The organism is Pseudomonas sp. Tri1 (assembly GCF_017968885.1).
Lineage (GTDB): Bacteria > Pseudomonadota > Gammaproteobacteria > Pseudomonadales > Pseudomonadaceae > Aquipseudomonas.
In genome coordinates, this window is record NZ_CP072913.1 from 6,160,537 (window position 1) to 6,187,273 (window position 26,737).

A 26,737-nucleotide genomic window follows, 5' to 3' on the forward strand; every position below is an offset into this window, starting at 1 on the left:
ATCGAGACGCTGCCATGTCCACCCCCAGCATGACGCTGTTCCACAACCCCGCTTCACCCTTTGTCCGCAAGGTTCTGGTGCTGCTGCACGAAACCGGTCAGCAAGACCGTGTGGCACTACAGCTCAGCCAGCTCACGCCGGTCAAACCGGATCGGGCCCTGATCGATGACAACCCATTGAGCAAGATCCCGGCCCTGCGCCTGGCCAACGGCAGCGTGATCCATGACAGTCGCGTCATCCTCGACTACCTCGACCACCAGCACGTCGGCAACCCGCTGATCCCCCGGGACGGCGCGGCCCGCTGGCGGCGCTTGACCCTAGCCTCCCTGGCCGATGGGATCATGGATGCAGCCGTGATGATCCGTTACGAAACCGCCCTGCGCCCTGCGGAAAAACACTGGGACGAATGGCTCGATGCCCAACGGGACAAGATTCGCCGCGCCCTGGCCATGCTCGAAGCCGAGGCGATTGCCGAACTGGCCTGTCATTTCGACGTGGCGTCCATCAGTGTGGCCTGCGCCCTGGGCTACCTGGACCTGCGCCATCCTGACCTGGAATGGCGCAAGGCCAATCCGCAACTGGCGGCGTGGTTTGCCGAAGTCAGTTTGCGGCCTTCGATGGTTGAGACGGTGCCCAGGGTTTAGCTTGCATTGACCGTTCCGCCCTCATCGCGAGCAAGCTCGCTCCCACATTGGGTTGCTTTGTCTGGACGACCGGGATCCCCTGTGGGAGCGAGCTTGCTCGCGATGAGCGGCACACTGGCTCCAAAGGAAACAACTCAGCAACCTGCATCACTAACACTTCTCGCCATTGCCGATCCTCACGCAACCCCAACGACCGGCTCATTTCACCTCTCCCAGATCAAAGCTCATGGCAGCGGCCGGCTTGGACCCAACCCCGTACCAATCCAATTTGCGGGTCAGCACCATGAACACACCCAGCAAGCTGAACAGCAACAGCGAGCCCATCAACAGCGCATAATCCTCAGCGCTCAACAAGCCATAGAGCAAGCCGTACAACCCCGCCAACCCCACCGAGAACCCCAGGCCGTGGCTCACGCTGCGCAGCACATGGCAGACATAAAACCCGATCAGCAACACACAGGCACTGGCCGACACCAGGTACGCCGGGGCAAAGCCGATGTGCTCCGACAGCGACAACAGCAGCAGGTAGAAGAACGCCAACGCCACACCCACCAAGGCGTACTGGACCGGGTGCACCGCCAGGCTCTTGAGCACTTCGAAGAGGAAGAAACCGGCGAAGGTCAGCGCGACGAACAGCAGCGCGTATTTGATCGCCCGGTCGCTCTTGAGGTATTGGTCCACCGGGTCGATGAAGCTCACACCGAAGGCGCGACTGCGGAACGCTTCACAACTGTCGCTTGGTTCGCAGGCTTGCAACGTTTCCAGCAGGTTGGTGGAGAAAAACGACGTCTGCCAGTCAGCACTGAAGCCCTGCTCATTAATGTCGCGATTGGTGGGTAGGTAGTTGCCGATGAAGCTGGGGTGCGGCCAGTCGGCGGACAAGTGCACCTTGGTGGATTTGCCCACCGGCAGAATCTGCAGCTCGCCGGTGCCCTGCAGGCGCAGGTCGAAGCCGAAGGTCAGCTCCGGACTGCCCTGGGCAGTGATCATCGGCAGCGGCACATGCACACCCTGCCCCAGCCAGCCAAGCCGCGAACCGGGCAAAAAGTCGACGGTCTGCTGGTTCAGTGTCAGGGTCAGCGCATTCTCGATGCCACGAATATCGCTGATACCTACGCTCAGGTACGGTTCGTCGAAGCGGTAATCGGCAAAATCCTTGACCGCCACACCGTAGCGCTCAGGCACCTTGAAGCGGCCATCGATCCGGTTATCGGCGTGGAACAACCGCGCTTCGTAGATCCCCCGGGCACGGGTTTCAGTGCGGACCTGGCCGTCGAGCTCGAACTCTTCCGGCAAAAAATACAACTCGCCCGACCGCTCGACGGTTTCCAGGAAACGCACACCGGTCTTCTCGTTGGTATTCCAGACCTTCACCTCCTTGCGAAACGGCACCACGATCATCGGCCCGATCAGCTGCTGGCTGTAGCTGGAGCTGCGGGCGATGTCCTGCAACACACCGTCGCGCAGCTCCTGGCGCTCGTCGATGAGGCCATTGATCATCAACAGCGGGATCATCAGTAACAGAATCAGTAGGGCAATCATGCCCAGTTTTATGGCGAGGCTGCGGTTCATGTGGGGCTCTCCCTGTTCGTATGGGGGAGAGTCTGGGGGGGCTGTGTGAGGCGTTTATGGGGAGAGTGTGGAGATTGTGTGGAAACTGACAGCCAAAAACTGTGGGAGCGAGCTCGCGAGGGCGGTAGATCAGTGCCAGCTATGCTGGCTGACACTGCGCTATCGCGAGCAAGCTCGCTCCCACAAAGGGTAGGCGTTGTCGGATAGCAGATGCGGTTTCAGGGCAACCGCAACACCACTTCAACCCCTCCCTCGACATTGCCAATCTGGAATGCCCCTCCATGCAACTGCACCACTTCCTCCACAAAGTTGAGCCCCAGGCCGGTACTCTTGCGGCCGCTGTCCGGGCGCGGCAGGGAGTAGAAGCGTTCGCTCAGGCGCGGCAGGGCGTAGTCAGGAATCGCTTCGGCCTGATTGAACAAGTGGATCTGCACACAATCGCCGATGCGCTCGGCACTGACGCGCAGCAGTCCGTTGACGGGGGTGAAGTCCAAGGCATTGTCCAGCAGATTGCCCAAGGCCTGATGCAACAGAAACGCCTCGCCCGTCAGCACCAGGTCGGCGGCGATGTGTTGCTCGATCCGCAACTGCCGACTCTCGATCCAGCCACCGCGAGCCTCCAGCAGCTCCTCCATCAACGCCGCCAGCGGCACCGCGACTTTTTCCTCCAGCCCCTGGCGCTGCTCGATCTGGGCCAGGTTGAGCAACCGTTCGATCAGTTGCTGCATGCGCACGCTTTCACTGTCGATATTGCTGACAAAGCGCTGGTGCTGGGCCGCAGGCATATCGCTCTGCAGCAGCTCGGCGGCACCGCGAATCGCCGCCAGCGGGCTCTTGAGTTCGTGGGTCAACGTATGCACGTAGCGCTCAACGTAAGCCTTGCCTTCGAGCTGGGTGCGCATGTGTTCCACCGCACCCGCCAATTGCTCGAACTCGCCGCCACGATAATGCGGCACTTCCACCCGACGGCCCTGGCTGACCGCCTGGGCGTAGCTCGTCAAGCGCCGCAATGCCGCGCTGAGCCACCACGACAGCAAGCCGCCCAGCAGCAGGCCCAAGGCGACCAACCCGGCGCCATACGCCAGCAGACGCCGCTCCGTGCGATCGATATAAGGCTGCAGCGAGCTGTTGGGCTTGGCCACGGTGACCACACCGATGATCCGACCGTTGTCGCGGATCGGCGCGCCGACGTGCATCACCGAAGACGTCGGGTCGTCGGCAACGCTGCGGGTCGAACGAGCGCCGTAGTGGCCGCGCAGAGTCAGGTAGACGTCGTTCCAGCGCGAATAATCCTGGCCCACCGCCACGCCACTGGAGTCGAGCACCACAATGCCCTTTGCATCGGTGACATAGATGCGGTGGCTGACCTGGTTCTTCGGCAAGCCCCAGATCGTCGCCGCCGGCTGGCGCTCGCCGTAGGCCTTGAGCAATTGCGGCCAACGATTCTGGTTGAGGGTGCCGGCCTTGAAATCGTCCCGCAGGATCTCGGCCATCAGGTTGGCCGTGTCCACCAGGGTTTCTTCGGTGGACTGGCGCACGCCAGGGCGGATTTCTTCCATCACCGTGTTGAGCACGAAATAGCCGGTCAAACCGATGAACAGCACATACACCAGGAAAATCCGGATCCCCAGCGACATCAGCTGTGCCCCGGACTGTAGCTGTAGCCCAGGCCCCGATGGGTCTGGATCGGCTCGGCCTCGGCCCGGACCAGGCGCAACTTGGCGCGCACGCTCTTGATGTGGCTGTCGATGCTGCGTTCATAGCCTGCATCACTGGCCACGCCCAGGGCGTCGAGCAGTTGTTCGCGGCTGAAGACCCGTTCGGGTTGTTCCAACAGACAGTTGAGCAGGCGGAATTCATGGCGGGTGAGGTTCAGCGGTTTGCCGCGATAGCTGATTTGCACGCGATCGGCATCGACCTGAAACAGCGCCATGCCTGGCTCCATCACCGGTCGCGGCGCCACGCGCTTGAGAATCGCCCGGACCCTGGCTGCCACCTCGCGGGGGCTGAAGGGCTTGACCACATAATCGTCGGCACCGATTTCCAGGCCCACGACCCGGTCGATCTCGCCATCCCGAGCTGTCAGAAAGATGACCGGAACGTCGCTGAAACGTCTGAGATTTTTACAAGTCTCGAATCCGCTGATATCCGGCAGGCCCACATCGAGGATGATCAGGTCCGCCGGGGTGCTTTTCTGGTGATCGAGGGCGGCCGCGCCGAGGCTCAGCCAAGTGGTGTCGAATCCCTCCCCTTGCAGGGCAAACACCAGCGTATCGGCGATGGCGGCTTCGTCTTCGACAATCAGGATATGAGGCATGGCTTGCGAGCCCGGCAGTAAAGTTGCCGGAACGGTGCCCCAAGCCTCGGGGCACGTCAATCGGGGAAATCAGCAGTCGGGTTTGTCTGCCGTGAAACGGCGGGCCGGGTTCACCGCTGCGCCGAACTCGCGCAGGGCCTTGGCGCCGATCAGCAATGGGTAGTTGAAGCTGCTGCGGTCGGTCAGGTTGACCTCCACCGTGCGCTTGACGTTGCCCAAGCATAGTTCCAGGTCGACCACGGGGCGCTTGGTGGGCGCGATTTTTTCGTCGTCGTCTTCATCTTCTTCAGAACGGGTCTTGATCTTACTGATGCGCGCGATCTTGTGTTCGTAGACCTTGTTGCTCGCATCCTTGGTCGCCAGGCGGAACCGTACCCAGTCATCACCGTCGCGGGTGAAGGTTTCGATGTCCTTGGCCGACAGCGACGCGGTCAGGGCGCCGGTGTCCATCTTGGCCTTGAGCACCTCGCCGCCGATTTCGGGCAACGCGATGTATTCGTAGCGCCCGTACAGGGTCGGCTCGGCGGCCAGCACTGGAAGGGCCACCAGGGAAAGCAGGGCGAGAAAGGATTTCATGCAAGAGGGCTTCCTGTGTGGGTGGGATTTTAGACCGTGGCCGATGGATTCGTTCGGTTGATCGCGCACCTGTGGCCTGGGATTGCTCCCTGGCCACAAAAGCGGGTCCAGCCTACCCGAACCAACGTGAAACTTTCGTCCACGCGATTTGGCCTGCCGCCCGAAGCTGCTTATCATGGCCCGCCCATCTGTTTGCAAGAGTCATCTATGCGCCGCCTGCTCACCGGCTGTTTCGTCACCCTGCTGCTGTTACTCAACACCCTGGTGCTGTTCGGCCCGCTGATGGTGTTCGCGTTGCTCAAACTGGTCCTGCCCGGGCGCTTTCGCGACTACGCCTCGTGGGCGGTGATGTGGATCGCCGAGACCTGGGCCGAGATCGACAAGCTGATCTTTGCCCTGTGCATCCCCACCCGCTGGGACATTCGCGGCGGCGGTAACTTGCGGCGCGACACCTCCTACCTGGTGATCAGCAATCACCAATCCTGGGTCGACATCCCCGCCCTCGTCCAGACCCTCAACCGACGCACGCCATTTTTCAAGTTCTTCCTCAAGAAAGAACTGGTCTGGGTGCCCTTCCTGGGACTCGCCTGGTGGGCGCTGGACTATCCGTTCATGAAGCGCTACACCAAGGCCTTCCTGGCCAAGCATCCGGAACTGGCCGGCAAGGATCTGGAAATCACCCGACAGGCCTGCGAGCTGTTCAAGCGCCAACCGGTCACCGTGGTGAACTACCTCGAAGGCACGCGCTTCACCGCCGCCAAAAGCCAACAGCAACAGTCACCCTTCACCCACCTGCTCAAGCCCAAGGCCGGTGGCGTGGCGTTCGTGCTCGCAGCCATGGGTGAACAACTGGACGCGGTACTGGACGTGACCGTGGTTTATCCGCAAGCGCGCATTCCCGGGTTCTGGGACTTGATCAGCGGCGCGGTGCCCCGGGTCATCATCGACATCCAGACCCGCGAACTGGACCCGGCGCTGTGGCAGGGCGATTACGAAAAAGACCCGGTGTTTCGCCAGCACGTGCAGGACTGGGTTAATAAGCTCTGGACTGAAAAGGACCGGCGCATCGCTGAGTTGCGCAACGAAGGGATTGGAACCTAACAGTTCTGATAGTAGGCAGCGGCTGAAAAAGCTCCGATGCTAGAGGTCCGGATGTTTGGACCTGGCACGGAGTTCGGAGCATGCCTGATGCCCCTCGTGGAACCGTATTGTGTCGCTACCGCTACGACCCGCTGGATCGATTGGTCGATTGTGCACCTTCCGCTGAGGCTGGTATTCAGCGCTTTTATTGCAAAAGTCGATTGGCTACGGAGATACAGGGCGCGGTGCAGCGAAGCGTTTTCCAGCATGACGACCAGTTGTTGGCGCAACTTCGATGCGAGGATGTGAAGATCGATACCACCCTGTTGGCGACCGATCAGCAGCGGTCGGTGTTGAATGTGCTCGATGCGAACCGGCTTCATCCCCTTGTCTATACACCTTACGGCCATCGCCCGGCGGAAAATGGCTTGCTCAGTTTGCTTGGGTTTAACGGCGAACGGCCGGATCCGGTAACGAGACATTATTTGTTGGGGAATGGGTATCGGGCGTTCAATCCGGTGTTGATGCGGTTTAATAGTCCGGATAGCTGGAGTCCGTTTGGTGGGGGCGGGCTGAATGCATACGTATATTGTGGAGGAGATCCGAGGAATCGGACAGATCCTTCAGGGCATATTTGGGGGATAGGAAAATTCTTCAGAAGGGTATCCAACTTGAGGCCAAAAGCGCTTAAAAGTACACAGTCAACACAATTACTTATTGCAAAACGGCCCTCATTAAGCTCTATATCAATACCTGAGCAATACTCACCGATACCACCAATCTCTGTACCTGAGAAACGCTCACCGCCCCCACCAATCTCTGTACCTGATCAACAATCACCGGCACCACCAATTCCCCCAAAAAATGCATCGAAACCACTGCGACCGGTTACAAAACCAAAACCATTACCAACAAACTTCACTATCATAAATAAGAAAGTCTTTATCACCTTGCCTAACGCACCAGACCATGTCTTTGTTGCTCCATATCCGTTAGACAACAAATCTATAAGTGCGCTTAGAAAAGAAGGCGTCCACATCCATCCCAGCTTACTGTCTACGCCCAGAGACAACTCCAGATTCAAGCAAGGCTTTGATCCTGGGCCTGAAATCGCGGACCTCCGCCAAACCCCATGAACGAAAAAAACGACTCGTTTAATTCCAAATCAACATAAAAAACTGTCAACCCTGACAGTAGCCCTCACCAACCACAGCCGCAAACATGTCGCCGGGACATATTGCGGAGGCAAGTCCATGCGAAACTTCATAACGGACGGCGGCGCTGGAATGTGCTTGCTGATCATCGGCCATGTCCATGCCGGAGAAGTCACCTGCCCGGCGGCAACACAAATCCATGGCACCACTGAAACAATAGAAATCCAAGATGATCGCCAATGGCAGAGCCAGGACCTAGGACAAGAGGCCAACCCGGCGGTACTGCAACTTAACGACGCCGAGTTCGCGATCCATGAACCCGACGAAGATGAACAGATACCGAGGAGAGTGACCATCACCTGCAATTACGGCGAGAACAATCTCACGCTGGATTACCTCGACTTCCAAGGGCCGACATCGTTGCCCTTGGTGCCCAACCGTTGCGCCAGCCGAGACGCCAACACCTGCAGGCGCGCGAGCGCCGACTACTTCAGCTTGAGATTCTGATGGTTTCGTGGCGGACTTTCGATGTCGCCACCTTCATCAAACACCCGCACCCGTGCCCCAAATCCCCCCCAGGTACTGCAACAACGAACCGGCAACCCCTTGCTGACCAAGGTACTGCAGGATGATCGGGGCAAACTGCCCAATCATCCCACTGTCCATGCCCAGCGCACTGAATGCGTTGTTCAGGTCATTGGTGTCCTTGACGTTACCCAGCAACCCGTCGAGCAAGGCGTTTTTATCCGAGCCACCACCGAGCAAACCACCCAGGCCATTGAGCCCGCCGATGGCGCTGTTTCCGGCGATCTGGTCCAGGCCCGGCACACTTTTGCTCAATTCGGAGAACTGCGGCTCGCTGAGCCGATTCTTCGCCAGCCCCAGCATCGCACCGGCACCGCCGATGGCCTGTTCCGGGGTGATCTTGAGTTCCGAGCCCAGGGTATTGAGCAGCCCCGCGGCTTTCGGTGCAGCGGCCACGACACCCTCCTCCTCACCTGAGTTGCCCTGCATCGCCGACACCACAATCGCCGCATCGCTGAGACTGAACTGCGCGAAAGCCGGGCTGGCGGCCAGAGTCAACAGGCAAGACAGTGCAAAACCGCGTGAAACCTTCATCCGGGACATCCTCTTGAACATGAAAAAACCGCCCATATAGAGCGGCGTAAAGCGTGCTTTGGACTGGCGCGAACAGCTATTGTTCCTAGGCGTTGTATGCGCTTCGACCGACAGTTATTACAGACAAATCTTTCAAGACAGTGGGAAACATCTGATTTAACGAGAATCGAGTCATTTGTTATCGCCAAAAGTTACCAAACATCCCTACACAGTTCTAAATTGACATAAATAACTGCCAACCTTGACAGTAGCCCGCCCGGCCAAAGCCGCGAGTATCGCTTAACGGAGCCAAGGAGCTTGGCAAATGAAAAAAATACCGGCTGGAGGCGCGGTGTTACTCATGCTGATCATCGGCCATGTCCATGCCGGTGAAATAACGTGTCCGGCCGCTACAAGCATTCATAGGAACATTGAAGCGCTGGAAGACGTTTACTCTGTCGACGGGCAGGAAAATCACGAATGGGCGAGCGAAAGCCTAGTGGACGTGATTGACCCGACCTCGCTGCGATTCGAAGGGGCCGAGTACGTTATCCATGAGTCCGACGAGGATAAGCAAGCAGCCAGGTTAGCGACCATCACTTGTAGGTACGGGGATATAAATCTGAAGTTGGCGTATCAACAGATCCTGGAACCGGCATTTTCAAGATGGGCGAACAATCGCTGCGAAAGCCGGGATACCCGAATGTGCAGGTTGATGGACAACGATTACTTCAACCTGATTTTTGATAGGTAATGGCAACTCGGTCACTGTTCTCTCAAAGCATCCTGCATCGCCTGCACAGTTACCGTACAGTGCGGCTCCTCCAGCAGAGTTTGCCTATGAACGTAAAAATCGGCGGCGCGACCCTCGCGGTCATCCTGACGGGGATGCTCATTGCCCTGGGCGTCAACGAATGCCAGCGCGGCCCGCTGAATCCGGAACTGGCCGACGGCATCAGTGAAGAGCAGAAGACTTGGCTGACCATCGAGCACCGCATCAAGCGCTCCGACCCGGCCCTGATCGATGTCAGCCGCGATCAGCAAGCGCTAACCGTGCTTTACCGTCCAGGTGCTTGCGCAAATGACTGCGAGCCCTGGGTTCCGCACATGCTGCGTGTTGTCGGCCATGGCCTGGCAGCGCTCAATGGCGCGCCAGGGGGCAAGCAATACACGCAAGTGACGGTCAAGGCGCGCCTGCTGGCCGATGATGACGTGGAACTGGTCTACGACATGCCGGGCTTCGACGCGATCAAGACACAGCAGGAGGGCTACGTCACCTTTGCCAGCATGCCCCGCACCCTGAATTTCAGCGAGGACGCCTTGGCTCAAGCGCGAGACTATTGCCAAGGCCCTAGCACCCAGGGTTTCTACCCTGAATTCTGCGAGCGGGTCAGGACCGCAACGGCCCATCAATAACCGTGGCGAGGGGATTTTTGATCGTTCCCACGCGCAGCAAGGAATGCATCCCGTGACGCTCTACGTCACCTTACAAAAGCGGAACGCGGAGCGTCCCTGGCGACATTCCCACGCAGGAGCGTGGGAACGATCGATGAACTCAATCTTCCTGGCACACCGAGTTGCCTGGTTTGGGGCCGCTACGCATCCCAGCGGGGCGGTGCGACCTTTCGCTGAATCCCCTCGCCACAATCGGCGGTGTTCCGGCCCGAATATTCGCGACCAAAAATCTTACAACTACTTGGGAAATCACCCGCAGTGGTGAGCCTTGCGCCGCCCAATGTGCGCTGCCTATAGTTCGTCCCGTCGTCCATATGGCGACTCGGGTTTGGCGACTCGATACACTATGGTCAGAAGCCCTGCTTTTTGGCACGGGCTTTTGCACTCGCAGAACTGCTCAATGGCGGTTGTGCGCGGGAGGCCTTCGGGTCTGCCGGCTTCCATGGTGTCCGGTTCGCCAACCTGCGTACAGCTGCCACCCATTCGTTTGGCGACGAGTGAGTGGCGGCATCATCGAACCCCATGGAGATCTACCGAATGAACCGATACATGCCCATCACCGGCGTCGACTGCCCCCCCGCCACCCTGCTCATCGACACCCAAGCCCCCCTCGACGTCCTCTCCGAAACCGCTGCCTACCGCATCCGCGCCGTCACCCAGGTGCTGGAAAACATCGCTTTTCGCGAGGAGATCAGTTCCGACGCCGTAGTCCTCCACGACTTCGCCCTGCTCCTAGCGATTCCGTTGCGCGATGGCTGTGACGTACTGGACGTGATCGGCCGACGCTTGCAGGCGCAAGTCATGGCATGACCGCCCCTGGCAGTCATCTGAATATCACCTGCGGTCAGTTATTTCCTCTCGGTATTGCCTACTGTCAACTTTGACAGTAGGCAATCGTTTGGGCCGACTCTAAGCTCCAGCTATGACAACGAAAACAAGGCCACGGGCGACCCAAGCGCCCAGGGCCTTTATTCATTCGGGCAGGCAGGACAATAAAAATGAGCGACCGAATTCAAGGAACCGTTAAATGGTTCAACGATGCAAAGGGCTATGGCTTTATCACGTGCGGCACGGGAGGCGAGGAGCTGTTCGTTCATTTCTCGGCGATAGCCGGCGAGGGTTATAAAACGCTGAAAGAAAGACAGCCCGTTTCCTTTGAAGTGGAGAAAGGCCCAAGGGGTTGCAGGCCACACGGGTGACGCCGGAGTGAAAACAATCCATCAGGGGGCAGTCTATGTTGGCGTATCGTGAAACGCCGCTCTGTCTCTACCGTTACGACCCATTGGATCGCCTGGCCGATTGCACGCCATCGGCCCAGGCCAGTATCCAGCGCTTTTATCTGAAAAGCCGCTTGACGAGCGAGATACAAGGTTCGATACAGCGTTCGATTTTCCAGCAGGACGCCCAACTTCTGGCGCAACGACAGCGCCAGGATGGCGCCGTTGAAACCACCTTGCTCGCCTCCGATCAACAACGCTCGGTATTGCACGCTCTCGATGCTACGCGACTTTATCCCTTCGCCTATACTCCCTACGGGCACCGCCCCCTGGAAAACGGCTTGCTCAGCCTGCTCGGCTTCAACGGCGAACGACCGGATCCGGTGACCGGGCATTATTTGTTGGGTAATGGGTACCGGGCGTTCAACCCGGTGTTGATGCGGTTCAACAGCCCGGACAGTTTGAGTCCGTTTGGGGAGGGTGGGTTGAATGCCTATACCTACTGCGTTGGAGACCCAGTAAATCGGAAAGACCCAACAGGTCGCTACAGCTCATTTTTTTCTACCTATTCTTCATTCCGATCTTCCTGGTTCGCAGTATTTACTGAGCGAAAGCCCTGGCAATCCCAGCCTGCACTTTCATTGCCTAGCCAAAAGATCGAAGGCATTGATAGAGTAGTTATAGACAGTATCAATCACTACAAACCCAACTCAAAAAGACTCATCACCAGCGCAGACAATGCCATTCACCATGCGAAGCTGATCGGCCATCGCAGCAAAATAATTGAGCTGCTTAAAATCACCAAAGAAAAACTACATGCGTATGCGACCGACAGTACCAACATCATAAAAAAAATCAAAGAGACTCTTAGCTATGACTCTCTTTCAAATAGCGACGCTCCGACAGAGCATCAAATCGCCATCACCGAATATAAACACCGATTTGAACAGCTTCACTTTAAAACCGCCCAAGAAACCTATGAGCTAAATAGCGAGCTGGCTGAAAAACTCGGCCTGCGACTGTCCGCCATCCGTGAAACATGACGCTCGCGACCAGCTTGGCAGCCAACCAGTTAAAAGTTGCCCAGTGCCAATAAAAAGGGCGACATCACTGTCGCACTTTCCCCGTCTTGCCCTTTACCGCTTACGCCGCACTGAACAACTTGTGCGGATCAATCACAAACTTCTTCAGCACGCCCGCATCGAACTCGCCATACCCCTTCGGCGCGTCATCCAGGCTGATGACCTGCACACCGACGATTTCGGCGATGGTGATGCGGTCCCACATGATCGCTTGCATCAGTTGGCGGTTGTACTTCATTACCGGGGTCTGGCCGGTGTGGAAGCTGTGGGATTTCGCCCAGCCCAGGCCGAAGCGGATGCTCAGGCTGCCCATTTGGACGCGATTGGCCGGCGCTTTCAGGCCCAAGCCATGGCATGACCGCCTCTGGCAGTCATCCGAATATCACCTGCGGTCAGTTATTTCCTCTGGGTATTACCTACTGTCAACTCTGACAGTAGGCAACCGTTTGGGCCGATTCTAAGCTCCTGCTGTGACAACGAACACAAGGCACAAGGCTATGGGCAACCCACAGTCCCTGTGCCTTTCTTCATTCGGGCCAGCAGGAAGAATAAAAATGAGCGACCGAATCAAAGGAACCGTTAAATGGTTTAACGACGCAAAGGGCTATGGCTTCATCACTTGTGGCAAAGGAGGCGAAGAATTGTTCGTTCATTACTCCGCGATATCCGGCGAGGGTTATAAAACATTGAAGGAAAGGCAAACCGTCTCCTTTGAAATCGAAAAGGGCGACAAAGGCATGCAAGCCACGAGAGTGACGCCGGAGTAACCATCGGTTCACTCAGGAGTTAATCCATGTCGACGAACCGTGAAACGCTGCTCTGCCGTTACCATTACGACCCATTGGATCGCTTGGCTAATTGCACCCCTCCCGCTCAGGCCAGCATTCAGCGCTTCTATCTGAAAAGCCGACTTGCCTCCGAGATACAGGGTTCAATACAGCGCTCGATTTTCCAGCAGGACGATCATCTCCTGGCGCAACAACAGCGCCAGGATGACGCCGTTGAAATCACTTTGCTCGCCACCGATAAACAACGCTCGGTATTGCACGCGCTTGATGCAACGCAGCTCCATCCTCTCGTCTACACACCTTACGGCCATCGCCTCCCCGCAAGTGGCTTACTCAGCTTGCTTGGTTTCAACGGCGAACGATCGGACCCAGTGACCGGGCACTACTTGTTGGGTAATGGTTATCGAGCGTTCAATCCGGTGTTGATGCGATTTAACAGTCCGGACTCGATGAGCCCATTCGGAAAAGGTGGTTTGAATGCTTATGTATATGGCCAAGGTGACCCTATTAACACCTTAGATCCCACTGGACATTTCAACCTCTCCACTTTAAACCCCTTCGCGTTCAACCCCTTTAAATGGTTTAAATTTAAAACACCTGAGATGGAGCTCAATGTCCATGGTATAAAATTGCGCCTGCCTCGTGACAGGGAAGACATAAAGTTTTTCGAAAAGCCTACGAAACCTTTTATAACGAGAAATATATTTGACCCAGAACATGAAATTTACACCCCCCCGGTAGCGTAAGCCTTTCCGAGCGTGAAGCGATACTCAAAACGAACAATAGGAAAATAATTATATTCGAAGAGCATTTAGCTAATGAATTAAAAATCAGCCCAAAACTTAGATCGCCGGGATTCCAAAAAATAATGGATACGGCACAAAAAATGAAGGTAACTTACCAACAAGAACTTGCGGATTTCAACATGACCGTCGACTGGATAAATGAAAATACCTCTACAAACACATCAAACCCCGCCCCTCCATCGTTTGAATGGGTCAGGCGCAATGCGTCATCTATACGCAATCAAGGACAAACAAGCTAGTCTTCAATACTTATCAAGAGCAGTAACACTGCGTATTTAGCTTTGCTGGCTTTAAAGAGTGCGACGCTGCCGTCTCACACAGTTTCATTATTAGCGGTAAAGGACGGAAGTGTTGAATTAGACGCCTCCTTCGAGAGAGGAGGATCAACGGATTACAAGCCCAATAATGGCGCTGGGATAACAGCCGGCCTATCGGGGAGCTAACCATGTCAACGAACCGGACAACATTGCTCTGCCGCTACCATTACGACCCGCTAGATTGTTTGGCTGATTACACACCATCGACCGAGGTCCGCACCCAGCGCTTCTACCTGAAAGAGCGCCTGGCCAGCGAAATCCAGGGTCCGGTACAGCGGTCGGTTTTCCAGCAGGACGACCAACTCCTGGCGCAACAACAGCGCCAGGATGACGCCGTCGAAACCACGTTGCTCGCCACCGATAAACAACGCTCGGTATTGCACGCGCTTGATGCAACGCAGCTCCATCCTCTCGTCTACACACCTTACGGCCATCGCCTTCCCGCAAGTGGCTTACTCAGCTTGCTTGGTTTCAACGGCGAACGGTCGGACCCAGTGACCGGGCACTACTTGTTGGGTAATGGTTATCGGGCGTTCAATCCAACGCTGATGCGCTTCAATAGCCCGGATTCGATGAGCCCATTTGGAAAGGGTGGGTTGAACGCTTACGTATATGGCCAAGGTGATCCTATTAACACGATAGACCCTACTGGACATTTTATCTTTCCCAACCCTATCAAAGGACTCATGAATTTGACAGGGCTTAAAACCCCAAAAACAACCCTTTACGTTCAGAATATTAAATTGCGCATTTTGCCCAGCGACGAAGAAATGGATTTCTTTGAAGCCCCCACAATACAATTTATACCGAAACTACGTTTAAGCCCGGAACAGCAAAACCCAAGAATCCAAAACCTAGAAAACAGGCTAATCGAGAATAGCGCAATATTAATTGGTCATGAGAGGCAGGCAGCACTCGAAATAAAAGCCGGACGCCGCACAGAATCCAAGTTCGATGTCCTTTTGGAGACGATATACTCCGATAGATCAAGCCATAATGAAAATCTGAGGACTTATGAGAAGTTGCTTCGCGAAGTGCCCCGCCCGCCTCACCATGACGCCACTTCTGATAACCCACTACCGAATCGAGCATCGCCCTCAATTGGAAAGCAAATACGTAGACAAGTATAGGAGTGCCTCCCTTATCAAAGACGCGATCGGCGCTACTGATCCTTGGCTGGCTTTCAAGGTTATTTCTGTGCTGTTGCGTGGGAGACTGCTATCAACCTAACAGAACTGCTAGTAGGCGACCTTATCAAAATACGTCACAGTAGCCCCTGAAAAGTTCATACGCCATGGAGTACTGCTCATGCCATCCGAGCGCGAAAGTCTGCTCTGCCGATACAGCTACGACCCTTTGGATCGCCTAATCAATTGCCTACCAACAACTCAGATCAACTTGCAACGTTTCTATATCAAGGGTCGTCTAACCACAGAAATTCAGGGAATGGCACAGTGCTCTATCTTTCATCTAGAGACCCAGCTTCTGGCGCAACAACAGCGCCAGGATGGCGCCGTCGAAACCACGTTGCTCGCCACCGATCAACAACGCTCTGTACTACATGCACTCGACGCAACGCGGCCTCATCCTCTCGCCTACACACCCTACGGTCACCGTGCTCCAGAAAACGGTTTACTCAGCCTGCTCGGCTTCAACGGCGAACAACCAGACCCGGTGACCGGCCACTATTTGTTGGGCAATGGTTATAGGGCGTTCAATCCAACGCTGATGCGTTTCAATAGTCCGGACTCGATGAGCCCGTTTGGAAAGGGTGGGTTGAATGCCTACGCGTATGGCCAAGGTGACCCTGTAAATAGAGTGGACCCTACTGGCCATTTCAGCCTCGTGAAACCAATAATGAATTTTATAGCGTTTATAACGAATAAAAAAACCGTGACTGTTCATGGGATAAAATTGCGCGTCCCGACAAATACGAAACTGAAGGCTTTCATCACAGAACCGACCGAGAAATATGAAACACAATTGGATCTCTTCTGGACTGAAGAGAAACGTATAGATGAGGTCAGTAATTTTGAACGCTATATAATCGAGAGCAATACTAAACTCATTGCAGACGAGACGACGGCTGCAAAAATGATAAAGCGATCATGGCCGACTCGCGCCAATAAAGCCCTTTACACCGAATTAACCGTTCAAATAAAAAGGAACAGAGCCCAGTACAAACACGACCTAGATGTTCTCAATAGTTTAATCCGCGAGACAAAACGCCCGCCCAGTTATGATGAAGTCTTCGAACTTCCACTACCACGTTACAGAGCATCATTTTAAAGGTCAGGGCATATTCAACCACTACCTTGTCAAATAGTACGTTCCTCATCCAGGCCAGCAACGGTCGCTGGTGTTCTGCTCTAAATCTACCTTGCTAGCTCTTCGCGTCGCACGACTAGAACTCGAAAATAAAAAGGGTGACTTTAAGTCACCCTTTTTATTAGCCTTGGCGACTTACGCCGCACTAAACAACTTATGCGGATCAATCACAAACTTCTTCGGCACGCCCGCATCGAACTCGCCATACCCCTTCGGCGCGTCATCCAGGCTGATCACCTGCACACCGACGATTTCAGCAATGTTGATGCGGTCCCACATGATCGCCTGCATCAGTTGGCGGTTGTACTTCATCACCGGGGTCTGGCCGGTGTGGAAGCTGTGGGATTTGGCCCAGCCCAGGCCGAAGCGGATGCTCAGGCTGCCCATTTTTGCCGCGGCATCGACGGCGCCCGGGTCTTCGGTGACGTAGAGGCCGGGGATGCCGATTTTGCCGGCCACGCGAACCACGCCCATCAGCGAGTTGAGCACGGTGGCCGGGGCTTCGTGCTTGACGCCTTCATGGCCGTGACCACGGGCTTCGAAGCCCACGGCGTCGACGGCGCAATCGACTTCCGGTTCGCCCAGCAGCGCGGCGATCTGTTCGTGCAGCGGGGTGTCCTTGGACAGGTCGGCGATTTCAAAACCCTGGGCCTTGGCGTGGGCCAGGCGAATCGGGTTGACGTCACCGATGATCACCACGGCGGCACCCAGCAGGCGCGCGGAAGCGGCGGCCGCCAGGCCAACCGGGCCGGCACCAGCGATGTAGACGGAGCTGCCAGGGCCAACGCCGGCGGTGACGGCGCCGTGGTAGCCGGTCGGCAGGATGTCGGACAGACAGGTCAGGTCGCGGATTTTCTCCATGGCCTTGTCGCGGTCCGGTAGTTTCAGCAGGTTGAAGTCGGCGTACGGCACCAGCACGTATTCGGCCTGGCCGCCGGTCCAATCGCCCATGTCCACGTAACCGTAGGCACCGCCGGCACGGGCCGGGTTGACGGTCAGGCAGACACCGGTGTGTTGCTCTTTGCAGGAACGGCAGCGCCCGCAAGCCACGTTGAACGGCACCGACACCAGATCACCGATTTTCAGGTTCTCGACGTCGCTGCCCTTTTCGATCACTTCACCGGTGATTTCGTGACCCAGGACCAGACCGGTCTGGGCGGTGGTACGGCCGCGCACCATGTGTTGGTCGGAGCCGCAGATGTTGGTGGAGACCACGCGCAGGATGACACCGTGCTCAATCTTCCTGCCGCGCGGGTCCTGCATTTTTGGATAGTCGATTTTCTGTACTTCGACCTTACCGTTGCCGAGATACACGACACCACGATTGCCAGACATGCTTTCACCTCGCTGTTGTTTTTATGAAACTGCGTTGCCCAGGCAGGCAGCGCGTTGATTGCTCGGGTAGTGCTTGTGTCTTGTTTCTTTGTTGTCTGTAAGGGCCTCATCGCGAGCAAGCTCGCTCCCACAGTGGATGGTGGGTGTCATCAGAATCTGTAGAACGACGCAGATCCTGTGGGAGCGAGCTTGCTCGCGAATGGGCTGCGAAGCGGCCCCAAAAAACTAAAGAACGACAGTTCTGTTGGCGTTGAGAAATACCCTTCGCTCGATGTGATACCCCACGGCCCGGGCCAAGGTCAGCCCTTCGATGTCCCGCCCCTTGGCAATCAGATCCTCGGGATAGTGGCTGTGGTCCACCACTTCCACGCCCTGGGCGATGATCGGGCCTTCGTCCAGGTCGTTGTTGATGTAGTGCGCCGTGGCACCGACCAGTTTCACGCCTTTGTTGTAGGCCTGGTGATACGGCTTGGCGCCCTTGAAGCCCGGCAGCAGCGAGTGATGGATGTTGATCGCCTTGCCGTCGAGCTTGCGACACAGCTCCGGCGACAGCACTTGCATGTAGCGGGCAAGGATCACCAGCTCGGCGCCGGTGTCTTCGATCACCTGCCACACCTGCCGCTCCTGGGAGGGTTTGTCGTTCGGGTCCAGGGGGAAATGGTAGTAGGGAATCTGGTGCCAGTCGGCCAGCGGCTTGAGGTCGGGGTGGTTGGAGACCACGGCCACCACGTCCATGGACAACTGGCCGATGCGCTGGCGGTAGAGCAAGTCGTTGAGGCAGTGATCGGCCTTGGAGACCATGATCACCACTTTGGGCCGGTAGTTGGGCGGCGTCAGTTCGAAGACCATGCCGAAGGCTTGCGCACGTTCGGCCAGGCCGGCCCTGAAACTTTGCTCGTCAAAACCATCGGGCTGGCGGAACTCCACACGAATGAAGAAACGCGCCGAGAGCCGGTCGTCGAAGGAATGGTGCTCGGTGACGTAGCAGCCCTGCTCGAACAGAAAGCGGGTCACCGCGTCCACCGTGCCGAGCACGCTGGGGCAGTCGGCAGTCAAGATCCATGTGTCTGGGGCGCGGCTCATTCGTGATACTCCTCTGATCGTTCCCATGTACTGCGTGGGAATGCCGCCATGGACGCTCTGCGTCCGCTTTTTGGAACGCAGAGCGTCCCGGGATGCATTCCCACGCAGAGCGTGGGAACGATCATGGTTATGCCTGCACGCTCAAGCCATACTCAGCCGCCGCATCTTGCAACCACAACCACCAGTAATCGGAGAAGCTGCGGCGGATCACCAGTTCCCAGGTGTCTTCGCCCGTGTGGCGGATCACCAGTTGCGACTTGGCGAATACCGTGCCCACGGCCTTGCCCACCGGGAAGTTGCTTGGGTGTACATCGTAGCTGGTGGACTTCATCAGCACGTCGCGCACGTTCGGGCCGGACAGTTCGAGGATCTGCTGGCCGCCGCTGACGTTGACGATCTGGATATGCAGGTCGCCCAGGGCTTCACGCAGTTTTTTCTCGGCGGCGAACTCTTCGCCACTCGGCACCACCAGCAGCCACTCGTCCGGGCCAAGCCATTGCAGGCTGGTTTCACCCTTGACGATGACGGTCAGCGCACCGGGCAATTCCAGGCCCAGGGCCTTGTGCACGCCGGCGGCGAACGCCGGGTCGTGGCCATCGCCACGAATGGTCAGGTGACCCAGGAGTTTTTTCTCGCGCACGGTCACGCCGGCGTTCTTGCGGCCCTTGCCCACCAGGCTGGCGAGGTCGGCATGGTGCAGCGACGACTCGGCCTTGGCCCCGGTGGTTGGGCGTTGTTGGTACACGTTGACTGCGGTCATATGGAGCACCTGTCTGAATACTGTTGAGTCAAACCCTTGTGGTGGCTGTCAGGCCTTCATCGCGAGCAAGCTCGCTCCCACAAGGGTTACGCGATCTACTGTGGGAGCGAGCTTGCTCGCGATGATGCCGACGCGGTATCGCCGGTCTCCCACAGGACCTCAAGCCACTAGATATTCTGCCGATCGCCTTTCGGATCGAAGAACACCGAAGAAACAATCTCTGCCTCGATCACGCTGCCGTCGGCCAATGGCGCGAACACTCGTTCACCCAGGCGCTTGAGGCCGCCCTTGACCACGCCCATGGCAAACGAATAGCCGAGGGAGTTGTGCGCGTAACTGGAAGTCACGTGGCCGACCATGGTCATCGGGATCGCCTGCTTGGTGTTGAACACCAGTTGCGCGCCTTCCGGCAGCCAGACATTCGGGTCGATCGGCTTGAGGCCCACCAGTTGCTTGCGGTCCTCGCGCACACAGTCTTCGCGATTCATACCACGCCAGCCGATCCACGAGAACGGTTTGGTCCGGCCAACGCACCAGCCCATGTTCAGGTCATCCGGGGTCATCGAGCCATCGGTGTCCTGGCCGACGATGATGAAGCCCTTCTCGGCCCGCAGCACGTGCATGGTTTCGGTGCCGTACGGGGTCAGGTTGTATTTCTTGCCGGCCTCGACGATCTGCTCGAGCACGCCCATGGCGTAGTCGGCCTGCACGTTGATTTCGTACGACAGCTCACCGGTGAACGAGATCCGGAACACCCGCGCCGGCACGCCGCCGACGGAGCCTTCTTTCCAGGTCATGAACGGGAAGCCGTCCTTGTCCAGGTCGATGTCGGTGACTTCGCTCAGCAGCTTGCGGCTGTTGGGCCCCGACAGGGTCATGGTCGCCCAGTGGTCGGTCACTGAGGTGAAGTACACCTTCAGGTCCGGCCATTCGGTCTGCTGGTAGATCTCCAGCCATTGCAGCACGCGGGCCGCACCGCCGGTGGTGGTGGTCATCAGGAAGTGGTTGTCCGCCAGACAGGCTGTCACGCCGTCGTCGAAGACCATGCCGTCTTCCTTGCACATCAAACCGTAGCGGGCCTTGCCCACGTCGAGCTTGGTCCAGGCGTTGGTGTAGATGCGGTTGAGGAACTCTCGTGCGTCCGGGCCCTGGATGTCGATCTTGCCCAGGGTCGAGGCGTCCAGCAGGCCGACGCTGTCGCGCACGGCTTTGCATTCGCGCTTCACGGCGGCATGCATGTCTTCGCCGTTCTTCGGGAAGTACCAAGGGCGTTTCCACTGGCCGACGTCTTCGAATTCGGCACCGTTCTTCACATGCCAGGCATGCAGCGCGGTGAAACGCACCGGCTCGAAGATGTGCCCGCAGTGCCGGCCGGCTACCGCGCCGAAAGTCACCGGCGTGTAGTTCGGGCGGAACATGGTGGTGCCCATCTGCGGGATGCTCACGTTCAGCGAGCGGGCCGCGATGGCCAGGCCGTTGACGTTGCCCAGCTTGCCCTGGTCAGTACCGAAGCCCAGTGCGGTGTAGCGCTTGACGTGTTCCACCGACTCGAAACCTTCGCGGGTGGCGAGTTCGATGGCGGCGGCCGTGACGTCGTTCTGCAGGTCGACGAACTGCTTCGGCGCCCGTGCGGTGGCTTTTTCGTGGGGCACCTGGAACAGCGCCAGGGTCGGCTCTTCGTGACGGCTCAGGGCTTTGGGCAACACACCCTCGACGGTTTTGAAGCCGGCTTCGCTGGCCGCGCGCACGCCGCCTTCAAAACCATCGGCCAAGCTATCGCCGAGGCTGTAGACGCCATTCACGCCGCCGACACACACACGCTTCTGCGGTGCTTCGCCCGGTACGAAACCGAGGATGTCTTCGCGCCAGATCGGCTTGCCACCCAGGTGCGAAGCCAGGTGAACCACTGGGCTGTAGCCGCCGGAGCTGGCCACCAGGTCGCAGTCCAACCACTCGCCGGGGCTGGTGACTTTGTGGGCGCGGACGTCGATCGCGGCAACACGTGCAGCCGTGACGCGCTTGCTGCCGCGGGCCTCGATCACGGCACTGCCGGTGAGAATGCGGATGCCCTTGGCACGCGCCTCTTCCACCAGCGCACCACGTGGGTTGCTGCGGGCATCGGCGACGGCCACCACTTGCAGGCCAGCGTCGAACCAGTCCAGGGCCACGCGGTAAGCGTGGTCGTTGTTGGTGCTCAGCACCAGTTTCTTGCCCGGTGCCACGCCGTAGCGGCGCACGTAGGTGGAAACCGCGCCGGCCAGCATGTTGCCCGGCACGTCGTTGTTGCCGTAGACCAGTGGCCGCTCGCAAGCACCGGTGGCCAGCACCACGCGCTTGGCGCGGACGCGGTTGATGCGCTGGCGGACCTGGCCAATCGGCGCACGGTCACCCAGGTGGTCGGTGAGGCGCTCGTGAATGGTCAGGAAGTTATGGTCGTGGTAGCCGTTGACCGTGGCGCGCGGCAGCAGCACCACGTCCGGCATCGACTTGAGTTCAGCGACAACAGCGGCGACCCATTCGGTCGCTGGCTTGCCGTCCAGGCTTTCGCGGGAATCGAGCAGGCTACCGCCGAACTCTTCCTGCTCGTCGGCCAGGATCACTCGCGCACCGCTGCGGGCCGCAGCCAATGCCGCAGCCAGGCCAGCTGGGCCGGCGCCGACAATCAGCACGTCGCAGTGACGGTTCATGTAGTCGTAGGTGTCCGGATCGTTCTCGGTCGGCGAGCGACCTAACCCTGCAGCCTTGCGGATGTACTTCTCGTAAGTCATCCAGAACGATTGCGGATACATGAAGGTTTTGTAGTAGAAACCCGGCGGCATCAGCTTGCCGCCGACCTTGCCGAGAATGCCCATCATGTCGTTGTTCACGTTCGGCCAGCCGTTGGTGCTGGTGGCGACCAAACCTTGGTACAGCGCCTGTTGTGTGGCGCGTACGTTAGGGATTTGTGTGGCTTCGGTGGCGCCGATCTGCAGCACCGCGTTCGGCTCTTCGGCGCCGGCGGCGAAGATGCCGCGCGGACGGGAATACTTGAAGCTGCGACCGATGATGTCGACGCCGTTGGCCAGCAGTGCAGCGGCCAGGGAGTCGCCTTCGAAACCTTTGTAGACCTGGCCGTTGAAGGTGAAGCTCAGCACTTTGTTGCGGTCGATCCGTCCGCCGTTGGACAGGCGATTGATCTGGCTCATACCTTCTCTCCCAGAGCCTGTGCGGCCGCTTTCGGACTGTCAGCCTTGTCGGTGAATTGCGGCTTTTGGCCGATCTTGTAAGTTTCGAGAATCTCGTAGGTCACGGTGTCGCGGGTCGCGTTGAAGTACTGGCGGCAACCGGCCGCGTGGATCCACAGCTCGTGGTGCAGGCCGCGAGGGTTATCGCGGAAGAACATGTAGTCGCCCCACTGCTCGTCGGTGCAGGCATTCGGGTCCAGCGGACGCGGGATGTGCGCCTGGCCGGATGCATGAAATTCCTCTTCGGAGCGCAGTTCGCCGCAGTGAGGACAGAAGATGTGCAACATAGGGATTTCTCCTGTTAGTGGGCGACGGCAGCAGCGCCGTGTTCGTCGATCAGTGCACCGTTGTGGAAACGGTCGATGGAAAACGGCGCGGCCAGTGGGTGCATTTCACCCTTGGCCAGGCTGGCAGCGAATACGTTGCCCGAGCCCGGGGTGGCCTTGAAGCCGCCGGTACCCCAACCGCAGTTGAAGAACATGTTCGGCACCGGGGTCTTGGAGATGATCGGGCAGGCATCCGGCGTTGTGTCGACGATGCCGCCCCACTGGCGGTTCATGCGCACCCGCGACAGCACCGGGAACATCTCGACGATGGCCTGGATGGTGTGTTCGATCACCGGGTACGAACCACGCTGGCCGTAGCCGTTGTAGCCGTCGATACCGGCACCGATCACCAGGTCGCCCTTGTCGGACTGGCTGATGTAGCCGTGCACGGCGTTGGACATGATTACGCTGTCGATAATTGGCTTGATCGGCTCCGACACCAACGCTTGCAGCGGGTGGGATTCGATCGGCAGGCGGAAGCCCGCGAGCTTGGCCATATGCCCGGAGTTACCGGCGGTCACCACGCCGACGCGCTTGGCGCCGATGAAGCCTTTGTTGGTTTCCACACCGATGCACACACCGTTTTCCTTGCGGAAACCGATCACTTCGGTCTGCTGGATCAGGTCCACGCCCAACGCGTCCGCCGCCCGGGCAAAGCCCCAGGCCACGGCATCGTGACGGGCCACGCCGCCGCGACGCTGGACGGTGGCACCCATCACCGGGTAGCGGGTGTTTTTCGAGCAATCCAGGTACGGGATCTCGTCGGCCACTTGCTTGGCGGTGAGCAGTTCGCCGTCCACGCCGTTGAGGCGGTTGGCACTGACCCGGCGCTCGGAATCACGGATGTCCTGCAGGGTGTGGCACAGGTTGTAGACGCCACGCTGGGAGAACATCACGTTGTAGTTCAGGTCCTGGGACAGGCCTTCCCAGAGTTTCATCGCGTGCTCATACAGGTGGGCCGATTCGTCCCACAGGTAGTTGGAGCGCACGATGGTGGTGTTGCGCGCGGTGTTACCGCCGCCCAGCCAGCCTTTCTCGACCACGGCGACATTGGTGATGCCGTGCTCTTTAGCCAAGTAGTAGGCGGTCGCCAGGCCATGCCCGCCACCGCCGACAATGACCACGTCGTAGACTTTTTTCGGGGTCGGCGTGCGCCACATCCGCTGCCAGTTTTCGTGATGGCTGAGAGAGTGTTTGAAGAGGCCGAAGCCCGAATAGCGTTGCATAGTCATTACTCCAAAACCGACTCAGCGATAAACCGGGAAGTCCGCGCACAGGGCCGCCACTTGCTGCGCGACATTGGCCTCGACATCGGCATCGCCGAGATTGTCGAGGATGTCGCAGATCCAGCCGGCCAACGTGACGCACTGGGTAACCTTGAAGCCGCGAGTGGTCACCGCCGGGGTGCCGATGCGCAGGCCCGAGGTCACGAACGGCGACTGCGGGTCGTTCGGCACGGCGTTCTTGTTGACGGTGATGTGGGCGCGGCCCAGGGCAGCATCGGCGTCCTTGCCGGTCAGGCCCTGACGGATCAGGCTGACCAGGAACAGGTGGTTATCGGTGCCGCCGGACACTACATCGTAGCCGCGCTTGATGAACACGCCAGCCATGGCCTGGGCGTTATCGATCACTTGCTGCTGATAAGCCTTGAAACCAGGCTCCGCCGCTTCCTTGAAGCACACCGCCTTGCCGGCGATCACATGCATCAGCGGACCGCCCTGGGCGCCAGGGAATACAGCGGCGTTGAGTTTTTTCTCGATCTCTTCGTTGGCCTTGGCCAGGATCAGGCCGCCACGTGGACCGCGCAGGGTCTTGTGGGTGGTGGTGGTGACCACGTCGGCGTACGGCAGTGGGTTCGGGTACAGACCGGCAGCGACCAGGCCAGCCACGTGAGCCATGTCGACGAACAGCAGCGCACCAACTTTGTCGGCGATCTGACGGAAGCGTGGGAAGTCGAGGGTCTTGGAATAGGCAGAGAAGCCGGCCACGATCATTTTCGGCTTGTGCTCCACCGCCAGGCGCTCGACTTCGTCGTAGTCGATCAGGCCGGTGGTGGTGTCGATGCCGTATTGCACCGCGTTGTAGAGCTTGCCCGAGGACGACACCTTGGCGCCGTGGGTCAGGTGACCGCCGTGGGCCAGGCTCATGCCCAGGATGGTGTCACCGGCCTGCAGCAAGGCCAGGTACACGGCACTGTTGGCCGAAGAACCGGAGTGCGGCTGGACGTTGGCGTAATCGGCACCGAACAGTTGCTTGGCGCGCTCGATGGCCAGGGCTTCGACTTTATCGACATGCTCGCAGCCGCCGTAGTAGCGCTTGCCTGGATAACCTTCGGCGTACTTGTTGGTCAGGCCACTGCCCTGGGCCTGCATCACGCGCTTGCTGGTGTAGTTCTCTGACGCGATCAGCTCGATGTGATCTTCCTGGCGTTGCTCTTCGGCATTCATCGCCGCCAGCAGTGCATCGTCATAACCTTGAATCTGGTCTTGCTTGCTGAACATCGCATCTCTCCCAGCGGCGGCGGTGCGCCTTTCGTCTCGGTGAGGCACTGACCACCGTTCGGTCGTGCCCTTTGGATGCGATGGTATGGCTGGCGCAGGCAGGTCAAATGCCTATGGACGCCACGCAAAGGTGCGTTTACGACATGTGTTCAAAGAGTCGGGGAGCAAGGCCTGTGGGATAGCACTGTGGGAGCAAAGCTTGCTCGCGATCCAGGCACCTCGGTTCATGGGAGACCGCGTCGCTTTCATCGCGGGCAAGCCTTGCTCACACAGGGTTATGCGGCGACTTGGCGAACCGCGAGCAAGATCAGAAAGTGCGCGGGATACAGCGCATACGCCCAACGCCGCATCGCAGGCGGATGAATGCGACCCGCCTGGCGCAAAAGCACAAGCCCAAGCCATGGCGCAAACAGACACGCCAGTAAGCCGCCGATCGCCACCGCATCCCCCAGCCACGCCGCGCCATACAGCACCTGCCATTGATTGGCCGCCAGGCACACCAACCCCGGCAACACCGCGAAATACCAGGGCCGACGAAACACCAGCAGCAACACCAGCGGCAGCAGCACACCAAAGAAACCGAACATCAGCCGCGACGAAAACAGCGCCGCCAGCAGCAACGCCCCCACCGCCAGGCACCGCGCCTGCCATGTCGGCGTCTGCCAACTGCGCGCCACCAACAACCCCAGGACCAGGGTCGGCAACACATTCAGGGTGGCTGGATCGGGAAAGAACAGCCGGTAGGGTATTTCGCTCACGGCGCTGAACAGCAGCAACCAGCCCAGGTACCGCCACGGGCTCGCACCGGCCCCGGTGCGCGCCAGGTTCGCCGCCATCGCCAGGCAGAACCAGGGGAACGCCAGGCGTCCCGGCACGTACAACCAGTCGATGGAGAAACCGACATATCGCAGATGATCGAGCACCATCGCCAGCAATGCCGACCATTTGAGCAGATCCAAAGCACCGTCACGCCGACTCACGTGTACAGCGACCTGATGACTTTATGATTTTCTGACAGAAACATCCGGTGTGTTCCCCCGCTAATCTTGGGTAAAGTGCGCACCAACATGGCCA

General features: G+C 58.4%; 25 protein-coding genes and 2 pseudogenes. 13 read left to right on the forward strand and 14 right to left on the reverse strand.

The window, feature by feature from the left end; genetic code table 11:
• The first annotated feature begins 14 nt into the window (after positions 1-14).
• The gene (locus J9870_RS26895; RefSeq protein WP_210641573.1) at positions 15-644 is read left to right on the forward strand and encodes a glutathione S-transferase; all 630 of its coding nucleotides are present in this window, start codon (positions 15-17) and stop codon (positions 642-644) included.
• Positions 645-842: 198 nt separating this feature from the next.
• Here J9870_RS26895 and creD read toward each other — a convergent pair whose 3' ends face one another.
• The 4 genes from creD to J9870_RS26915 all read right to left on the reverse strand — a co-directional run bounded on the left by creD (position 843) and on the right by J9870_RS26915 (position 5,109).
• On the reverse strand, positions 843-2,216 hold the full coding sequence (gene creD / locus J9870_RS26900; RefSeq protein WP_210641575.1) for a cell envelope integrity protein CreD: 1,374 nt from the start codon (positions 2,214-2,216) through the stop codon (positions 843-845).
• Between the two features lie 218 nt (positions 2,217-2,434).
• Positions 2,435-3,853, reverse strand: a complete 1,419-nt coding sequence (gene creC, locus J9870_RS26905; RefSeq protein ID WP_210641577.1) for a two-component system sensor histidine kinase CreC — start codon at positions 3,851-3,853, stop codon at positions 2,435-2,437.
• Entirely contained in the window at positions 3,853-4,533 is a 681-nt protein-coding gene (gene creB / locus J9870_RS26910) for a two-component system response regulator CreB (RefSeq protein WP_210641579.1), read from the reverse strand. The genes creC and creB overlap by 1 nt, the downstream gene beginning before the upstream one ends.
• Before the next feature lie 69 nt (positions 4,534-4,602).
• A complete protein-coding gene (locus J9870_RS26915; RefSeq protein WP_058543389.1) occupies positions 4,603-5,109 on the reverse strand; it encodes an ATP-dependent zinc protease in 507 nt (168 codons plus the stop codon).
• Positions 5,110-5,316: 207 nt separating this feature from the next.
• Here J9870_RS26915 and J9870_RS26920 point away from each other — a divergent pair, with 207 nt between their 5' ends.
• The 3 genes from J9870_RS26920 to J9870_RS26930 all read left to right on the forward strand — a co-directional run bounded on the left by J9870_RS26920 (position 5,317) and on the right by J9870_RS26930 (position 7,850).
• Positions 5,317-6,210, forward strand: a complete 894-nt coding sequence (locus J9870_RS26920) for an acyltransferase (protein ID WP_210641580.1) — start codon at positions 5,317-5,319, stop codon at positions 6,208-6,210.
• An 80-nt stretch (positions 6,211-6,290) separates the two neighbouring features.
• A complete protein-coding gene (locus tag J9870_RS26925) occupies positions 6,291-7,325 on the forward strand; it encodes an RHS repeat-associated core domain-containing protein (RefSeq protein WP_210641582.1) in 1,035 nt (344 codons plus the stop codon).
• Between the two features lie 117 nt (positions 7,326-7,442).
• A complete protein-coding gene (locus J9870_RS26930; protein WP_210641584.1) occupies positions 7,443-7,850 on the forward strand; it encodes a DUF3757 domain-containing protein in 408 nt (135 codons plus the stop codon).
• A gap of 36 nt (positions 7,851-7,886) precedes the next feature.
• Here J9870_RS26930 and J9870_RS26935 read toward each other — a convergent pair whose 3' ends face one another.
• The gene (locus J9870_RS26935; protein ID WP_210641586.1) at positions 7,887-8,462 is read right to left on the reverse strand and encodes a DUF2780 domain-containing protein; all 576 of its coding nucleotides are present in this window, start codon (positions 8,460-8,462) and stop codon (positions 7,887-7,889) included.
• A gap of 304 nt (positions 8,463-8,766) precedes the next feature.
• On the opposite strand from J9870_RS26935, the gene J9870_RS26940 reads away from it, so the two are divergent.
• From J9870_RS26940 to J9870_RS29625, 5 genes are all read left to right on the forward strand, one after another.
• Positions 8,767-9,195 (forward strand): DUF3757 domain-containing protein, encoded by a 429-nt coding sequence (locus J9870_RS26940; RefSeq protein ID WP_210641588.1) that lies wholly within the window; start codon positions 8,767-8,769, stop codon positions 9,193-9,195.
• An 86-nt stretch (positions 9,196-9,281) separates the two neighbouring features.
• On the forward strand, positions 9,282-9,857 hold the full coding sequence (locus J9870_RS26945) for a hypothetical protein (protein ID WP_210641590.1): 576 nt from the start codon (positions 9,282-9,284) through the stop codon (positions 9,855-9,857).
• 576 nt (positions 9,858-10,433) lie between these two features.
• Positions 10,434-10,706 (forward strand): hypothetical protein, encoded by a 273-nt coding sequence (locus tag J9870_RS26950; RefSeq protein WP_210641592.1) that lies wholly within the window; start codon positions 10,434-10,436, stop codon positions 10,704-10,706.
• 188 nt (positions 10,707-10,894) lie between these two features.
• Positions 10,895-11,095 (forward strand): cold shock domain-containing protein, encoded by a 201-nt coding sequence (locus tag J9870_RS26955; RefSeq protein WP_210641594.1) that lies wholly within the window; start codon positions 10,895-10,897, stop codon positions 11,093-11,095.
• A 35-nt stretch (positions 11,096-11,130) separates the two neighbouring features.
• Complete coding sequence (locus J9870_RS29625; RefSeq protein WP_246883055.1) at positions 11,131-12,156, forward strand: RHS repeat-associated core domain-containing protein; 1,026 nt, start codon at positions 11,131-11,133, stop codon at positions 12,154-12,156.
• Between the two features lie 100 nt (positions 12,157-12,256).
• Here J9870_RS29625 and J9870_RS26965 read toward each other — a convergent pair.
• Positions 12,257-12,505: pseudogene (locus J9870_RS26965) on the reverse strand (formaldehyde dehydrogenase, glutathione-independent); the annotation flags it as partial.
• A 244-nt stretch (positions 12,506-12,749) separates the two neighbouring features.
• Between J9870_RS26965 and J9870_RS26970 the strand changes: the two are divergent.
• The 4 genes and pseudogenes from J9870_RS26970 to J9870_RS26985 all read left to right on the forward strand — a co-directional run bounded on the left by J9870_RS26970 (position 12,750) and on the right by J9870_RS26985 (position 16,395).
• A complete protein-coding gene (locus J9870_RS26970; RefSeq protein WP_210641596.1) occupies positions 12,750-12,962 on the forward strand; it encodes a cold shock domain-containing protein in 213 nt (70 codons plus the stop codon).
• A 26-nt stretch (positions 12,963-12,988) separates the two neighbouring features.
• Positions 12,989-13,516, forward strand: a pseudogene (locus J9870_RS26975) (RHS repeat-associated core domain-containing protein); the annotation flags it as partial.
• Positions 13,517-14,234: 718 nt separating this feature from the next.
• On the forward strand, positions 14,235-15,236 hold the full coding sequence (locus J9870_RS26980; RefSeq protein WP_210641598.1) for an RHS repeat-associated core domain-containing protein: 1,002 nt from the start codon (positions 14,235-14,237) through the stop codon (positions 15,234-15,236).
• A 178-nt stretch (positions 15,237-15,414) separates the two neighbouring features.
• Positions 15,415-16,395: an RHS repeat-associated core domain-containing protein gene (locus J9870_RS26985; RefSeq protein ID WP_210641600.1), complete on the forward strand. Its 981-nt coding sequence runs from the start codon at positions 15,415-15,417 to the stop codon at positions 16,393-16,395.
• Between the two features lie 174 nt (positions 16,396-16,569).
• Here J9870_RS26985 and fdhA read toward each other — a convergent pair whose 3' ends face one another.
• The 8 genes from fdhA to J9870_RS27025 form a co-directional block, all read right to left on the reverse strand.
• Positions 16,570-17,769, reverse strand: coding sequence for a formaldehyde dehydrogenase, glutathione-independent (gene fdhA / locus J9870_RS26990; RefSeq protein WP_186656865.1), 1,200 nt, complete (start codon positions 17,767-17,769; stop codon positions 16,570-16,572).
• 225 nt (positions 17,770-17,994) lie between these two features.
• The gene (purU, locus tag J9870_RS26995; RefSeq protein ID WP_134926133.1) at positions 17,995-18,852 is read right to left on the reverse strand and encodes a formyltetrahydrofolate deformylase; all 858 of its coding nucleotides are present in this window, start codon (positions 18,850-18,852) and stop codon (positions 17,995-17,997) included.
• A gap of 127 nt (positions 18,853-18,979) precedes the next feature.
• A complete protein-coding gene (gene soxG, locus J9870_RS27000; RefSeq protein WP_210641602.1) occupies positions 18,980-19,612 on the reverse strand; it encodes a sarcosine oxidase subunit gamma family protein in 633 nt (210 codons plus the stop codon).
• Positions 19,613-19,779: 167 nt separating this feature from the next.
• Positions 19,780-22,797 (reverse strand): sarcosine oxidase subunit alpha, encoded by a 3,018-nt coding sequence (locus tag J9870_RS27005; RefSeq protein ID WP_210641604.1) that lies wholly within the window; start codon positions 22,795-22,797, stop codon positions 19,780-19,782.
• Positions 22,794-23,123, reverse strand: a complete 330-nt coding sequence (locus J9870_RS27010; RefSeq protein ID WP_109755033.1) for a sarcosine oxidase subunit delta — start codon at positions 23,121-23,123, stop codon at positions 22,794-22,796. The genes J9870_RS27005 and J9870_RS27010 overlap by 4 nt, the downstream gene beginning before the upstream one ends.
• 14 nt (positions 23,124-23,137) lie before the next feature.
• Entirely contained in the window at positions 23,138-24,388 is a 1,251-nt protein-coding gene (locus tag J9870_RS27015; RefSeq protein ID WP_109755034.1) for a sarcosine oxidase subunit beta, read from the reverse strand.
• Between the two features lie 21 nt (positions 24,389-24,409).
• Positions 24,410-25,663: a serine hydroxymethyltransferase gene (glyA, locus tag J9870_RS27020; protein WP_047228145.1), complete on the reverse strand. Its 1,254-nt coding sequence runs from the start codon at positions 25,661-25,663 to the stop codon at positions 24,410-24,412.
• Between the two features lie 275 nt (positions 25,664-25,938).
• Complete coding sequence (locus J9870_RS27025; RefSeq protein WP_210641606.1) at positions 25,939-26,643, reverse strand: TraX family protein; 705 nt, start codon at positions 26,641-26,643, stop codon at positions 25,939-25,941.
• Positions 26,644-26,737: the final 94 nt, after the last annotated feature.